Below are 13,192 nucleotides of genomic sequence, written 5' to 3'. Positions count from 1 at the left end.
TTCGAACACACGCTGCATGGAACCGATCAAAGTTGGACTGCTGGGCTTCGGCACGGTAGGCAGCGGCACCTTCACGGTACTGCGCCGCAACCAGGAAGAAATCAAACGCCGCGCGGGCCGCGGCATCGAGGTCGCGCGCATCGCGGTCCGCAACCCGGCGAAGGCCGCGGCCGCGCTCGGCGCGGACGCCGGCACGGTCGACGTGACGAGCGACTTCAACGCGGTCGTCGACGACCCGTCGATTTCGATCGTCGCGGAAATGATCGGCGGCACCGGCGTCGCGCGTGAACTGGTGCTGCGCGCGCTCGCGAACGGCAAGCACGTGGTCACCGCGAACAAGGCATTGCTCGCGGTCCACGGCACCGAGATTTTCGAGGCCGCGCGCGCGAAGGGCGTGATGGTCGCGTTCGAGGCGGCGGTCGCGGGCGGCATCCCGATCATCAAGGCGCTGCGCGAAGGGCTCACCGCGAACCGCATCCAGTACATCGCCGGCATCATCAACGGCACGACGAACTACATCCTGTCCGAGATGCGCGAGCGCGGGCTCGACTTCGCGACCGCGCTGAAGGCCGCGCAGGAACTCGGCTACGCGGAAGCAGACCCGACCTTCGACATCGAAGGCGTCGACGCCGCGCACAAGGCGACGATCATGAGCGCGATCGCGTTCGGCGTGCCGGTGCAGTTCGACAAGGCGTACGTCGAAGGGATCAGCAAGCTCGACGCGATCGACATCCGTTATGCGGAGGAACTCGGCTACCGGATCAAGCTGCTCGGCATCGCGCGGCGCACCGACGCCGGCATCGAGCTGCGCGTGCACCCGACGCTGATTCCGGGCAAGCGCCTGCTCGCGAACGTCGAAGGCGCGATGAACGCGGTCGTCGTGCACGGCGACGCGGTCGGCACGACGCTGTACTACGGCAAGGGCGCGGGCGCGGAGCCGACCGCGTCGGCGGTCGTCGCGGATCTCGTCGACGTCACGCGCCTGCACACGGCGGACCCCGAGCATCGCGTGCCGCATCTCGCGTTCCAGCCGGACAGCCTGTCGAACACGCCGATCCTGCCGATCGACGAAGTGACGAGCGGTTATTACCTGCGCCTGCGCGTCGCCGACGAGCGCGGCGTGATGGCCGACATCACGCGCATTCTCGCGGACAGCGGCATCTCGATCGACGCGCTGCTGCAAAAGGAATCGGAGCAGGTGGACGCGCAGGGCAAGGCCGAGACCGACATCATCCTGATCACGCACGAGACGCTCGAAAAGAGCGTCAACGCGGCGATCGCGCGGATCGAGAAGCTGGCGACCGTCGTGTCGTCGGTCACGAAGCTCCGGATGGAAGCGCTGAACTAACGCGGACACTGCAATGAACTACGTTTCCACGCGCGGCGCGGGCGCCGGCGAGCATCACTCCTTCTCCGACATCCTGCTCGGCGGCCTCGCGCGCGACGGCGGCCTGTATCTGCCGGCCGACTATCCGACGATCGGCGCGGACGAACTCGCGCGCTGGCGCGGCCTGTCGTATGCGGACCTCGCGTTCGAGATCCTGTCGAAGTTCTGCGACGACGTTCCGGCCCACGACCTGCGCGATCTGACGCGCCGCACCTACACGGCGGCGACGTACTGCAACGTGCGCCACGGCGAGAACGCGGCGAAGATCACGCCGCTGCGTTCGCTCGGCGTCGAGAACGGCGCGCCGCTCGCGCTGCTCGAACTGTCGAACGGGCCGACGCTCGCGTTCAAGGACATGGCGATGCAACTGCTCGGCAACCTGTTCGAGTACGCGCTCGCAAAGGCAGGGCAGCAGTTGAACATCCTCGGCGCGACGTCCGGCGACACCGGCAGCGCGGCCGAATACGCGATGCGCGGCAAGAAGGGCGTGCGCGTGTTCATGCTGTCGCCGCACCGCAAGATGAGCCCGTTCCAGACCGCGCAGATGTTCAGCCTGCAAGACCCGAACATCTTCAACCTGGCGGTCGAGGGCGTGTTCGACGACTGCCAGGACATCGTGAAGGCGGTGTCGAACGATCATGCGTTCAAGGCGCAGCACAAGATCGGCACGGTCAACTCGATCAACTGGGCGCGCGTCGTCGCGCAGGTCGTCTATTACTTCGCCGGTTATTTCGCGGCGACGAAGTCGAACGACGAGCGCGTGTCGTTCACGGTGCCGTCCGGCAACTTCGGCAACGTGTGCGCGGGCCACATCGCGCGGATGATGGGGCTGCCGATCGAGAAGCTCGTCGTCGCGACGAACGAGAACGACGTGCTCGACGAGTTCTTCCGCACCGGTATCTACCGTGTGCGCGGTTCGGCCGAAACGTGGCACACGAGCAGCCCGAGCATGGACATCTCGAAGGCGTCGAACTTCGAGCGTTTCGTGTACGACCTGCTCGGCCGCGATCCGGCGCGCGTGCGCCAGTTGTTCGCGGACGTCGAGCAGAAGGGCGGTTTCGACCTCGCGGCGAGCGGCGACTTCGCGCGCGTCGCGCAGTTCGGCTTCGTGTCGGGCCGCAGCAGCCACGCGGACCGGATCGCGACGATCCGCGACGTGTTCTCGCGCTACGACACGATGATCGACACGCACACGGCCGACGGCGTGAAGGTCGCGCGCGAGCATCTTCAGCCGGGCGTGCCGATGGTCGTGCTGGAGACCGCGCAGCCGGTGAAGTTCGGCGAGACGATTCGCGAGGCGCTGCAACGCGAGCCGGAGCGGCCGGCGGCGTTCGCGGGGCTGGAGGCGCTGCCGCAGCGTTTCGAGGTCGTCGCGGCCGACGCGCAGCGCGTGAAGGACTACGTCGCCGCGCATACCGAAGGCTGACGCGACGACGGCGATGTAACGACAGGCGGGCGGCGCGGTTCTTGATGGACGCGCCGCCCGCTGTGTTTTAGTGGCGATGCTCTTGCGCTTCGCCGGGTGGCGATGCCGCGCGATCGACCGCAGCGCGGCGTTGCTGCGACGCCCGAAGCGACGTCACGAAAGGCGCCGCCGACATGGCCGCGCCCCGGCCGCTACAATATCGAGACTATTCCGAACCGGCCCGGCGCACGCGCTCCGCGGCGCCGGCCCGACTTCCGACCACGACCGATGTCCACACCCACTTCCCCGACTCCTGCCGCGCCCGCGCCGCGCCCGCCGATGCTCTCGACCGCCGATGCGCTCGCGACGCTGCTCGGCGCCGCGCGCCCGATCGGCGGCACCGAAACCCTCGCGACGCTCGACGCGCTGAACCGCGTGCTCGCGGCCGACGTCGTGTCGCCGCTCGACGTGCCGCCGATGCACACGAGCGCGATGGACGGTTACGCGATCCGCACCGCCGATCTCGCGCAGGGCGGTCGCCATCTGCCGGTGTCGCAGCGGATTCCGGCCGGCCACGCGCCGCAGCCGCTCGCGGCCGGGACCGCCGCGCGGATCTTCACCGGCGCGACAGTGCCGCCCGGCGCGGACGCCGTCGTGATGCAGGAGCAGACCGAGGCGACCGACAGCGGCGTGACGATCGTGCACGCGCCGAAAGCCGGCGAATGGATCACCGCGCAGGGTGCGGACATCCGTCGCGACTCGGTGATCCTGCCGGCCGGCACGCGCCTCACGCCGCAGGCGCTCGGCCTCGCGGCGTCGGTCGGCTGCGCGGCGCTGACCGTCGTGCGGCGCGTGAAGGTCGCGGTGTTCTTTACCGGCGACGAACTGACGATGCCCGGCGAGCCGCTGAAGCCCGGCGCGATCTACAACTCGAACCGCTTCACGCTGCGCGGACTGTTGCAGAACCTCGGCTGCGACGTGACCGACTTCGGCATCGTGCCGGACAGCCTCGACGCGACGCGCGCGACGCTGCGCGAAGCGGCCGGCGCGCACGACCTGATCCTGACCTGCGGCGGCGTATCGGTCGGCGAGGAGGACCACGTGAAACCGGCGGTCGAGGCCGAAGGACGGCTGTCGATGTGGCAGATCGCGATGAAGCCGGGCAAGCCGCTCGCGTTCGGCGCCGTGCGGCGCGGCGCGGATCGGAGCGAGGCTGACGGCGAAGCGTTCTTCATCGGCCTGCCTGGCAATCCGGTGTCGAGTTTCGTCACGTTCCTGCTGTTCGTGCGGCCGTTCGTGCTGCGGCTCGCGGGCGCGACGCACGTGAGCCCGCGCGCGCTGTCGCTGCGCGCGGACTTCACGCAGCCGAAGGGCGACCGCCGCAACGAGTTCCTGCGCGCGCGCGTGAACGCGGCGGGCGGCCTCGACCTGTTCCCGAACCAGAGTTCGGCGGTGCTGACGTCGACCGTCTGGGGCGACGGCCTGATCGACAATCCGCCGAACCATGCGATCACAGCGGGCGAGACCGTCCGCTTCATTCCGTTTACCGAACTGCTGTACTGATGCCGACCCGATGAAGATCCAGTTGAGATATTTCGCCAGCGTGCGCGAGGCGCTCGGCCTCTCCGACGAAACGGTCACGGTGCCGGACGGCATCGCGACGGTCGGCGACGTGCGCGGCTGGCTGCGCGCGCGCGGCGGCGTCTGGGCGGACACGCTCGCCGACGGCCGCGCGCTGCGGATGGCGTGCAATCACGAGATGACCGGCCCCGGCACGCGGATCACCGACGGCTGCGAAGTCGCGTTTTTCCCGCCGGTCACCGGCGGCTGACCCGAACAAGGCGAGAGGACGAACGATGCCGGTGCGCGTGCAGACCGAAGACTTCGACCTGACCACCGAGGTCGCGCAACTGCGGGCCGCGAACCCGTCGATCGGCGCGGTCGCGTGTTTCGTCGGCACCGTGCGCGACCTGAACGACGGCAGCACGGTCGCGGAGATGGAACTGGAGCATTACCCGGGGATGACCGAAAAGGCGCTGGAGTCGATCGCCGCCGACGCCCGGCGGCGCTGGCCGGGCATCGACGTGCTGATCGTGCACCGGGTCGGCAGGCTGAAGCCGCTCGACCAGATCGTGCTGGTCGCGACGACGTCCGCGCATCGCGGCGACGCGTTCGCGTCGTGCGAATTCGTGATGGACTATCTGAAGACCCAGGCGCCGTTCTGGAAGAAGGAGCAGACCGAAAACGGCGCGCGCTGGGTCGATGCGCGCGTGTCCGACGACGCGGCGCTTGCGCGCTGGGGGATCGGCCCGGGGAACGCGGGCGAGTGACCGGCGCTGAGCGGTCGCGTGAAGTGGTCTGGATCTGAGGCCGCGTGAGACGGCGGAACCGGGAGCCGATAAATCAGGCGTCGCCGTCCGTTGCGCGCCCGACGATCTTCGCCGGAAACGGCTCGCCGCGCGGACGATGCGCGTGAGCGTCGTCCACGTCGTTCTTCGGATGACGCCGCGGAGCGACGCGTTCGAGCAGCGCCTGCTGCTCGGCCGGAATCGGGTAGTCCCAGCCGAAGCGGCTCAGTTGCAGGCTTTGCGCGATCCGCAGCGCGGGCTCCATGAAGCGCACGGCCGCGGCCGGCCGGAAACGCGATTCCACGGTGTCGAGGAACAGGAACAGCCAGCGGCTGAAGTGACGCGGCTCGATGCCGTCGAGCGGCTGATGCACCTGCTGCACGTTGCCGCGATAGGTCTTCGTGCCGAGCACGAGGCTGCCCCAGAAGCGACACATCTTCGGCAGATGATCGTCCCAGCGGCCGGCCAGTTTTTCGTCGAACACGGGGCCGAGCAGTTCGTCGGCGCGCACGCGGTCGTAGAACGCGTACACGAGTTCGCGGACGTTGTCCTCGGTGGGTTCGGCGTGCCGGGTGTCGGCAGCGGAGGAGGCAGGGGCGGCGGCAGGGCTCATGTTCGGGCGGGACCGGCGCGAACGCAAAACGGTTCGCGCGGCATCAGATTCGACGCGCCATGATACCCGCGCCCGCTCAAACCTGCATTGTCTGCGCATGTTATCGTGGCCGCAGGCGCTCAAACGCGCTGTTTTGTCCCTCTGTTCAAGCGTTGCCGCCATCATGAGACTGACCGACTACACCGACTATTCGTTGCGGGTGATGCTCTATCTCGCGCTCAAGCGCGACGGGCTGGTCACGATCCAGGAGATCTCGGACGCCTACGGAATCTCGAAGAACCATCTGATGAAGGTGGTTCAGCAGCTCGGGGAACAGGGCTGGGTCGATACGATCCGCGGGCGCAACGGCGGGCTGCGGCTCGCGGAGCGGTCGCTGGAACTGAGCGTCGGCGCAGTCGTGCGCGCAACCGAAAACGACTTCGCGCTGGTCGGGTGTTTCCCGGACGAACAGGGCGTGCGTCGCGCGTGCGTCATCGAGCCGCAGTGCCGGCTCAAGCACGCGCTCGAGGCGGCCCGAGCGGCGTTCCTCGCGGAACTGGACCGTCATACCATCGGCGAAATCGCGCAGCCGGCCGCACCGCTTGCGGGACTGCTCGGGCTCGTGCCGGTCAAGGTCGTGAGGCCGCCGGCGGCTGCAGCGCGCGCCCGCTGAGCGCGGGCAATCGGGCCGATACAGCGAGGTTGCCAATCGCGGCAATTCGTCACAGCACGCGGATTTGAGCGGGTTGGTGCGCCCACGCGCGCGCAGCGGAAAAAATGCCGTGGAAAGTGCTTGAAACCTGCGCGAACCCCCTCAATTTGGTGACAGTTAAGAAAACTGGAGGTCTCGTTCTAAATGAGAATCGACAAACTCACCACCAAATTCCAGGAAGCACTCGCGGACGCGCAAAGTCTCGCCGTCGGCCACGACAACCAGTACATCGAACCGGTCCACCTGCTCGCCGCGCTCGTCGCGCAGCAGGACGGTTCCGCGCGTTCGCTGATGTCGCGCGCCGGCGTTCACGTGCAGGCGCTGCAAACCGCGCTGAACGACGCGATCACGCGTCTGCCGCAGGTGCGGGGCACCGACGGCAACGTGCAGATCGGCCGTGATCTGCTCGGCCTGCTGAACCAGGCCGACAAGGAAGCGCAGAAGCTGAACGACACGTACATCGCGAGCGAGATGTTCCTGCTCGCGGTCGCGGACGACAAGGGCGAAGCAGGCAAGCTCGCGCGCCAGCACGGTGTCACGCGCAAGGCGCTCGAAGCGGCGATCGTCGCGGTGCGCGGCGGCTCGCAGGTCCATAGCCAGGACGCCGAGAGCCAGCGCGAGGCGCTGAAGAAGTACACCGTCGACCTGACCGAGCGCGCGCGCTCGGGCAAGCTCGACCCGGTGATCGGCCGCGACGACGAAATCCGCCGCTCGATCCAGATCCTGCAACGCCGCACGAAGAACAACCCGGTGCTGATCGGCGAGCCGGGCGTCGGCAAGACGGCGATCGTCGAAGGGCTCGCGCAGCGGATCGTCAACGGCGAAGTGCCGGAGACGCTTAAGAACAAGCGCGTGCTGTCGCTCGACATGGCCGCGCTGCTCGCCGGCGCGAAGTACCGCGGCGAGTTCGAGGAGCGTCTGAAGTCGGTGCTGAACGACATCGCGAAGGACGAAGGCCAGACGATCGTGTTCATCGACGAGATTCACACGATGGTCGGCGCCGGCAAGGCCGAAGGCGCGATGGACGCGGGCAACATGCTGAAGCCGGCGCTGTCGCGCGGCGAGTTGCACTGCATCGGCGCGACCACGCTCGACGAATACCGCAAGTACATCGAGAAGGACGCGGCGCTCGAACGCCGGTTCCAGAAGGTGCTCGTGGACGAGCCGTCGGTCGAGGCGACCATCGCGATCCTGCGCGGCCTGCAGGAAAAATACGAACTGCACCACGGCGTGGAGATCACCGACCCGGCGATCGTCGCGGCGGCGGAACTGTCGCATCGCTACATCACCGACCGTTTCCTGCCGGACAAGGCGATCGACCTGATCGACGAAGCCGCGTCGAAGATCAAGATGGAAATCGACTCGAAGCCGGAAGAGATGGACCGGCTCGACCGCCGCCTGATCCAGTTGAAGATCGAGCGCGAGGCCGTGAAGAAGGAGAAGGACGAGGCGTCGCAAAAGCGTCTGCAGCTGATCGAGGAAGAGATCGACCGGCTGAACCGCGAATATTCGGATCTCGAAGAAATCTGGACCGCCGAGAAAGCGACGGTGCAGGGCAGCGCGCAACTGAAGGAAGAGATCGAAAAAACGCGTGCGGAAATCACGCGGCTGCAACGCGAAGGCAAGCTCGAAAAGGTTGCGGAACTGCAATACGGCAAGCTCCCGCAGCTCGACGCGCAACTGAAGCAGGTCACGCAGGCCGAAGCGAACGAGCAGGCGAACCCGACGCGTCCGCGCCTTTTGCGCACCCAGGTCGGCGCGGAGGAAATCGCGGAAGTCGTGTCGCGGTCGACCGGCATTCCGGTGTCGCGGATGATGCAGGGCGAGCGCGAGAAGCTGTTGCAGATCGAGTCGAAGCTGCACGAACGCGTGATCGGCCAGGACGAGGCGATCGACGCGGTGTCCGATGCGATCCGCCGTTCGCGTGCGGGGCTGTCGGATCCGAACCGGCCGTATGGGTCGTTCCTGTTCCTCGGGCCGACCGGCGTCGGCAAGACCGAACTGTGCAAGGCGCTCGCGGGGTTCCTGTTCGATTCGGAGGATCATCTGATCCGCATCGACATGAGCGAGTTCATGGAGAAGCACAGCGTCGCGCGGCTGATCGGCGCGCCGCCGGGTTATGTCGGCTACGAGGAAGGCGGTTATCTGACCGAAGCCGTGCGCCGCAAGCCGTATAGCGTGATCCTGCTCGACGAGATCGAGAAGGCGCACCCGGACGTGTTCAACGTGCTGCTCCAGGTGCTCGACGACGGCCGCATGACCGACGGCCAGGGCCGCACCGTGGACTTCAAGAACACGGTGATCGTGATGACGTCGAACCTCGGCTCGCATCTGATCCAGTCGATGGCCGGCGAGCCGCAGGAAGCGGTGAAGGACGCGGTGTGGGGCGAGGTAAAGCTGCACTTCCGTCCGGAGTTCCTGAACCGGATCGACGACGTGGTCGTGTTCCATTCGCTCGACCGCTCGAACATCCAGTCGATCGCGAAGATCCAGTTGCAGCGGCTGCAGGAGCGGCTCGCGAAGCTCGACATGCAGCTGGTCGTGTCGGACGAAGCGTTGGAGCAGATCGGCAAGGTCGGCTACGATCCGCTGTTCGGCGCGCGGCCGCTGAAGCGCGCGATCCAGCAGGAGATCGAAAACCCGGTCGCGAAGCTGATTCTCGCGGGCCGGTTCGGGCCGAAGGACGTGATTCCGGTCGACGTCCAGGACGGCAAGCTCGTGTTCGAACGCGTCGTGCATTGACGAAGCCGGTCGCGGCGCGCGGGTCCGCGCGCCGCGCCGCAAACAGAAAGGGCAACGAAGTCATTCGTTGCCCTTTTTTCATGCGCCGTGATCGAGGCACGGCACCCGCGCGCTGAAAGACGGCTGGCGCGATGCGCCGCCGCCCGTGCGTCGACGCTTACGCGCTCTTGTTGCCGCCGCCGAACAGCGCCGCGAGGCCGCCGAGCGTGCCGAGCACGCTTTCGGTGTTGATCGCGCCTTCGGCCGGCACTTCGCCGTTCGGCGTCGCCGCGTTGACGACGTGCGGCAGCACCTGCGCGAGCAGGCCGCTCACCTGGTCCGGCTGCAGGCCGACTTTCTGCGCGAGGCCCGACACCGCGTCGGAGCCGAGCACGCTGTGCAGTTGATCGGCGGACACCGGCTGGTTCTCGCCGTTGCTGACCCACGACTGGATCACGTCGCCGATGCCGCCTTGCTGGAACTTCTGGATCAGCCCGTTCAGGCCGCCGGGCTGGTTGTTGACGAACTCCATCGCCGCGGCGATGAGCGCCTGCTGGCCGCCGCCCTGCTGGGTCGACGAGGAGTTGAACAGGGAACCGAGGGTATCTAGCAGGCTCATGACGGTCTCTCTTCAGGTTGGGCGCGGCAAACGCGCGGTACGACATGCGGCGTGCATCGCCCGCCGCGGAGGATGAATGAATCGGCGCGCGCCGCGCGAACGCGGCACGCGCCGGCTGATCGCGGCGCTCAGGCGCCGGATGCGGCGGCGGCCGACGCGGCCTTGCTCTTGCGCGCGCGTTTCGGCTTCGTCGCCTTGCCGTCCGATGCCGCATTGGCGGCAGCGGTCGTGGTCGTATCGGCGGCCGGCGCGCTGGCTGCCACGGCGGCCTTGCGGCTGCGGCGCTTCGTCGGCGCGGCTTCCGTTTGCGCGGTGGTCGCGGTGGTCGCGGCGGGCGTCGTCGCGGCTGGGGCAGCCGGAGCGGGCGCGGGCGCCGCGGCCGTCGTCGCAGCGGGCGCCGCGGCCTTGCTGGCGCGCGTGGTCTTCGACGCGCTCTGGCCGGACGGCGGCGCCGCCGAACCGTTGATCGTCAGCCCGGCGGCTTCGAGGTTCTGCACCGACTTCGGACCGATGCCCTTCACGCGGTCCGCGAGGTCGTCCGCGCTCTTGAACGGACCGTTCTTCGCGCGCTCGTCGATGATCGCCTTCGCATGGACCGGGCCGATGCCCTTCACCGATTCGAGCGCGGCCTCGTCGGCCGTGTTCACTTCGACTGCGGCCGCGAGCGCGGCGGACAACGACAGGCCCAACGCAACGCACAGCATCAACAGCTTCTTCAGCATGGCAATCACTCCATTGAGGGCAAAACGAATTAGCCGGGAACGGACGACGCATTCAGCCAGCGGCGCTGCGCTACAAGCATAGGATAGACGGCGTCCCCTTCAACTGAAAGCTTGTCGAGTTATACCGATCCATTTATGACGAGTAAATCGGTCGGACAATATTTAACATTTCCTCGACAAGCGGGACGTGTCGGCGGCCGGTGCATCGGCAACCGTTTGTGGGGATGCGGTGGGGCGGATGCAGGGCGTGCGTCGGGTCTTGTCGGATCGCGGCGAGCCCCGATGGGCGTCGACGTTCCCGCCCGGCAGTGGGGCGTGGCTGGTCGATGGCGCGCGGGTGACGACGCGTTCAAACGCGATGCGGCGCGACGATCCCGAGTTTCGCGATGCGCCGGTACAGCGTCGCGCGCGAGATGCCGAGCGCATGAGCCGTCGCGTTCGGCCGCCAGTGATGCGCGGTCAGCGCGGCGACGATTTTCGCGCGCTGGCGGTCGGCGTCGTCATGTCGGCCGTGCGGCGTTACGGGCTCATCCGGCGACGTCGCGAACTGCGCGGCCAGATCGGCCGGCAGATGCCGCGCGTCGACCCGCGCCGCATCGCAGACCGCGCACGCGAAGCGCAGCACGTTGCGCAACTGGCGCAGGTTGCCGGGCCACGCGAACGCGGCGAGCCGCTGCGCGAGCGCGTCGTCGAGTCTCAGCGGGCGGCCGGTCGCGCGCGCCTCTTCGTCGAACACCGCGTCGATCAGCGAGCGGATGTCGCGCCGCTCGCGCAGCGGCGGCAGCGTCAGCACCGCGCCGCTCAGCCGGTAATAGAGATCGTCGCGGAACGCGCCGTCGGCGGTCATCCGCGCGAGGTCGCGGTGCGTCGCGCAGATTACGTCGAGATCGACGCGCACCGGCGTCTCGCTGCCGAGCGGCACCACTTCGCCTTCCGCGAGCACGCGCAGGAGCCGCGTCTGCAACACGAGCGGCATGTCGCCGATCTCGTCGAGGAACAGCGTGCCGCCGTCGGCCATCGCGATCTTGCCGCGCGCGCCGTGCCGCCGCGCGCCGGTGAACGCGCCGGGCGCATAACCGAACAGCTCGCTTTCGATCAGCGATTCCGGCAGCGCGCCGCAATTCACCGCGACGAACGGCCGGCTCGCGCGCGGCCCCGCGTCGTGGATCGCGCGCGCGAACACTTCCTTGCCCGCGCCCGTTTCTCCGAGCAGCAGGATCGGCAGACGTTTGCCGACGATGCGTTGAGCGATGCGCGCGTTCGCGGCGACGCGCGCATCGCCGCTGCGCAGGAACGGGCCGAGCGCGCCGGTCTCCTGCATGGACTCCGCACGGCGATGCGGCTGGTTCGGCACGCCGAAGCGCGTGCGGTCGAGCGGCGCGCGAATCCGCGCGTACAGCGTCGCGCCGGTCGCGCGCAGCCGCAGCGCCGCGATCGTCTCGATGCGGCCGACGTCGCGCAGTTGCACATGCGACGAATCAAAGATCTCGTCGATATGGCGCGGGCCGTCGAGGCCCGCGAGCGTGTCGTGGGCGCGGCGGTTCGCGGCGACGACGTTGCCGTTCTCGTCGAATGCGATCAGCAGTTCCGGCTGCGCCTCGACATAGCTGCGGTTCTGATGCCCGAACAGCACCCAGCACGACGCGGTGCGATGCAGGAAATAACCGTCCTCGATCAGCGCGGCGCTCTGGCGGACCAGCCGGTTCACGATCCGCTGGCTGTCGCGGTTGTCCGGCGACTGCACCGCCGACGCGTCGAGCACGCCGATCAGCTCGCCGCCCGGCGCGAAGATCGGCGCGGCGCTGCACGTGAGCGTCGTGAACGCCGCGCGAAAGTGATCGGTCTTGTGCACGGTGATCGGCGCGAGATCGGTCAGCACGTTTGCTATCCCGCAGGTGCCTTCCTCGCTCTCGGACCAGCACGAGCCGATATAGAGCCCCGCGTGCCTGAAGTCGTTGCGGCGGTCGCGGTCGATCCGGTAGTCGATCGTCACGCCGTGCGCGTCGGTCAGCATCACGCAGTAATCGGCGTCGCGGATGGTGTCGTGCAACTGCGTGAGGCACTGGCCGGATGCGCGCAGGAACGCGTCCTCGCGGTCGCGGACCTCGCGCAGTTCGGACGCGGTCAGCACGCGCGGGCCGATCACCGAGCCGGGGTCCAGTCGATAACGCTCGAACGAACGCTGCCACGACGACACGAGACGCGGCGAGCCGGCCGGCGCGGGCAGCCGGCCTTCGACCGCGCCGCGCACGCGCGCCGCGTGCTGGCTGTACGCAACGGCATAGGGCATCGGCGGCTCCAGGCGGGTTGCATCGCGGGTTGGCATCGGGACGGCGCGGCGGGTCCGCGCCACGGAAGGTACGTTTTTGTAGCACATCCGCGCCGCGCAATCACACCGCAGCGCAGCAAGCGAGACGCGTGAGACGTTTGTCTCACCGGGCCGCCGGGCGCGAGATTCTCGTTGCCGGATGCGCGCAGCCCTGTGCCGCGGGCCTCCCGCATCGATCAAGATGACGAAGCAATTTGCAGCCGTCGCGACGAGACACAGTGTGAGACGCGACGCGGCCCGATACCCGGCGTCCAGGCAACCGTATGAAAGAAGCGCGCACCACGCTGCGACGCGGCTCGACGGGCGAGTCCCGCGCGTCTCGGCGTTTTGGCATGGCCCTTGCAGATTGCGTGACGG

General features: G+C 68.1%; 11 protein-coding genes. 7 read left to right on the top strand and 4 right to left on the bottom strand.

What is annotated here, in order from left to right:
* Positions 1–16: 16 nt before the first annotated feature.
* The 5 genes from BLV92_RS10205 (at position 17) to BLV92_RS10185 (ending at position 5,122) form a co-directional block, all read left to right on the top strand.
* On the top strand, positions 17–1,348 hold the full coding sequence (locus BLV92_RS10205) for a homoserine dehydrogenase (RefSeq protein ID WP_090544578.1): 1,332 nt from the start codon (positions 17–19) through the stop codon (positions 1,346–1,348).
* Between the two features lie 13 nt (positions 1,349–1,361).
* Positions 1,362–2,813 carry a threonine synthase gene (thrC, locus tag BLV92_RS10200; RefSeq protein WP_090544577.1) on the top strand — a complete coding sequence of 484 codons (1,452 nt, stop codon included), beginning with the start codon at positions 1,362–1,364 and terminating at the stop codon, positions 2,811–2,813.
* Between the two features lie 318 nt (positions 2,814–3,131).
* Complete coding sequence (locus tag BLV92_RS10195) at positions 3,132–4,355, top strand: molybdopterin molybdotransferase MoeA (protein ID WP_342029111.1); 1,224 nt, start codon at positions 3,132–3,134, stop codon at positions 4,353–4,355.
* A gap of 10 nt (positions 4,356–4,365) precedes the next feature.
* On the top strand, positions 4,366–4,623 hold the full coding sequence (moaD, locus tag BLV92_RS10190; protein WP_090544575.1) for a molybdopterin converting factor subunit 1: 258 nt from the start codon (positions 4,366–4,368) through the stop codon (positions 4,621–4,623).
* Positions 4,624–4,648: 25 nt separating this feature from the next.
* Positions 4,649–5,122, top strand: a complete 474-nt coding sequence (locus BLV92_RS10185; protein WP_090544574.1) for a molybdenum cofactor biosynthesis protein MoaE — start codon at positions 4,649–4,651, stop codon at positions 5,120–5,122.
* 73 nt (positions 5,123–5,195) lie between these two features.
* Here BLV92_RS10185 and BLV92_RS10180 read toward each other — a convergent pair whose 3' ends face one another.
* Positions 5,196–5,753, bottom strand: coding sequence for a group III truncated hemoglobin (locus tag BLV92_RS10180; RefSeq protein WP_090544573.1), 558 nt, complete (start codon positions 5,751–5,753; stop codon positions 5,196–5,198).
* Positions 5,754–5,916: 163 nt separating this feature from the next.
* On the opposite strand from BLV92_RS10180, the gene BLV92_RS10175 reads away from it, so the two are divergent.
* Positions 5,917–6,405 (top strand): RrF2 family transcriptional regulator, encoded by a 489-nt coding sequence (locus BLV92_RS10175; RefSeq protein ID WP_090544572.1) that lies wholly within the window; start codon positions 5,917–5,919, stop codon positions 6,403–6,405.
* Positions 6,406–6,588: 183 nt separating this feature from the next.
* Entirely contained in the window at positions 6,589–9,186 is a 2,598-nt protein-coding gene (gene clpB, locus BLV92_RS10170) for an ATP-dependent chaperone ClpB (protein WP_090544571.1), read from the top strand.
* Positions 9,187–9,343: 157 nt separating this feature from the next.
* Here clpB and BLV92_RS10165 read toward each other — a convergent pair whose 3' ends face one another.
* The 3 genes from BLV92_RS10165 to BLV92_RS10155 all read right to left on the bottom strand — a co-directional run bounded on the left by BLV92_RS10165 (position 9,344) and on the right by BLV92_RS10155 (position 12,796).
* Positions 9,344–9,784 carry a YidB family protein gene (locus BLV92_RS10165; protein ID WP_090544570.1) on the bottom strand — a complete coding sequence of 147 codons (441 nt, stop codon included), beginning with the start codon at positions 9,782–9,784 and terminating at the stop codon, positions 9,344–9,346.
* Between the two features lie 128 nt (positions 9,785–9,912).
* Entirely contained in the window at positions 9,913–10,506 is a 594-nt protein-coding gene (locus BLV92_RS10160) for a ComEA family DNA-binding protein (protein WP_090544569.1), read from the bottom strand.
* A 349-nt stretch (positions 10,507–10,855) separates the two neighbouring features.
* A complete protein-coding gene (locus BLV92_RS10155) occupies positions 10,856–12,796 on the bottom strand; it encodes a sigma-54-dependent Fis family transcriptional regulator (RefSeq protein WP_090544568.1) in 1,941 nt (646 codons plus the stop codon).
* Positions 12,797–13,192: the final 396 nt, after the last annotated feature.

The sequence above is a fragment of the Paraburkholderia caballeronis genome, assembly GCF_900104845.1.
Lineage (GTDB): Bacteria > Pseudomonadota > Gammaproteobacteria > Burkholderiales > Burkholderiaceae > Paraburkholderia > Paraburkholderia caballeronis.
This window is presented reverse-complemented; position numbering and strand designations above follow the sequence as displayed.

What these genes read in the sequence shown, in the direction of transcription:
- BLV92_RS10205 (WP_090544578.1), top strand. Translation starts at nt 17, where the DNA reads ATGGAACCGATCAAAGTTGGACTGCTGGGCTTCGGCACGGTAGGCAGC.
- thrC (WP_090544577.1), top strand. Translation starts at nt 1,362, where the DNA reads ATGAACTACGTTTCCACGCGCGGCGCGGGCGCCGGCGAGCATCACTCC.
- BLV92_RS10195 (WP_342029111.1), top strand. Translation starts at nt 3,132, where the DNA reads ATGCTCTCGACCGCCGATGCGCTCGCGACGCTGCTCGGCGCCGCGCGC.
- moaD (WP_090544575.1), top strand. Translation starts at nt 4,366, where the DNA reads ATGAAGATCCAGTTGAGATATTTCGCCAGCGTGCGCGAGGCGCTCGGC.
- BLV92_RS10185 (WP_090544574.1), top strand. Translation starts at nt 4,649, where the DNA reads ATGCCGGTGCGCGTGCAGACCGAAGACTTCGACCTGACCACCGAGGTC.
- BLV92_RS10180 (WP_090544573.1), bottom strand. Translation starts at nt 5,753, where the DNA reads ATGAGCCCTGCCGCCGCCCCTGCCTCCTCCGCTGCCGACACCCGGCAC.
- BLV92_RS10175 (WP_090544572.1), top strand. Translation starts at nt 5,917, where the DNA reads ATGAGACTGACCGACTACACCGACTATTCGTTGCGGGTGATGCTCTAT.
- clpB (WP_090544571.1), top strand. Translation starts at nt 6,589, where the DNA reads ATGAGAATCGACAAACTCACCACCAAATTCCAGGAAGCACTCGCGGAC.
- BLV92_RS10165 (WP_090544570.1), bottom strand. Translation starts at nt 9,784, where the DNA reads ATGAGCCTGCTAGATACCCTCGGTTCCCTGTTCAACTCCTCGTCGACC.
- BLV92_RS10160 (WP_090544569.1), bottom strand. Translation starts at nt 10,506, where the DNA reads ATGCTGAAGAAGCTGTTGATGCTGTGCGTTGCGTTGGGCCTGTCGTTG.
- BLV92_RS10155 (WP_090544568.1), bottom strand. Translation starts at nt 12,796, where the DNA reads ATGCCCTATGCCGTTGCGTACAGCCAGCACGCGGCGCGCGTGCGCGGC.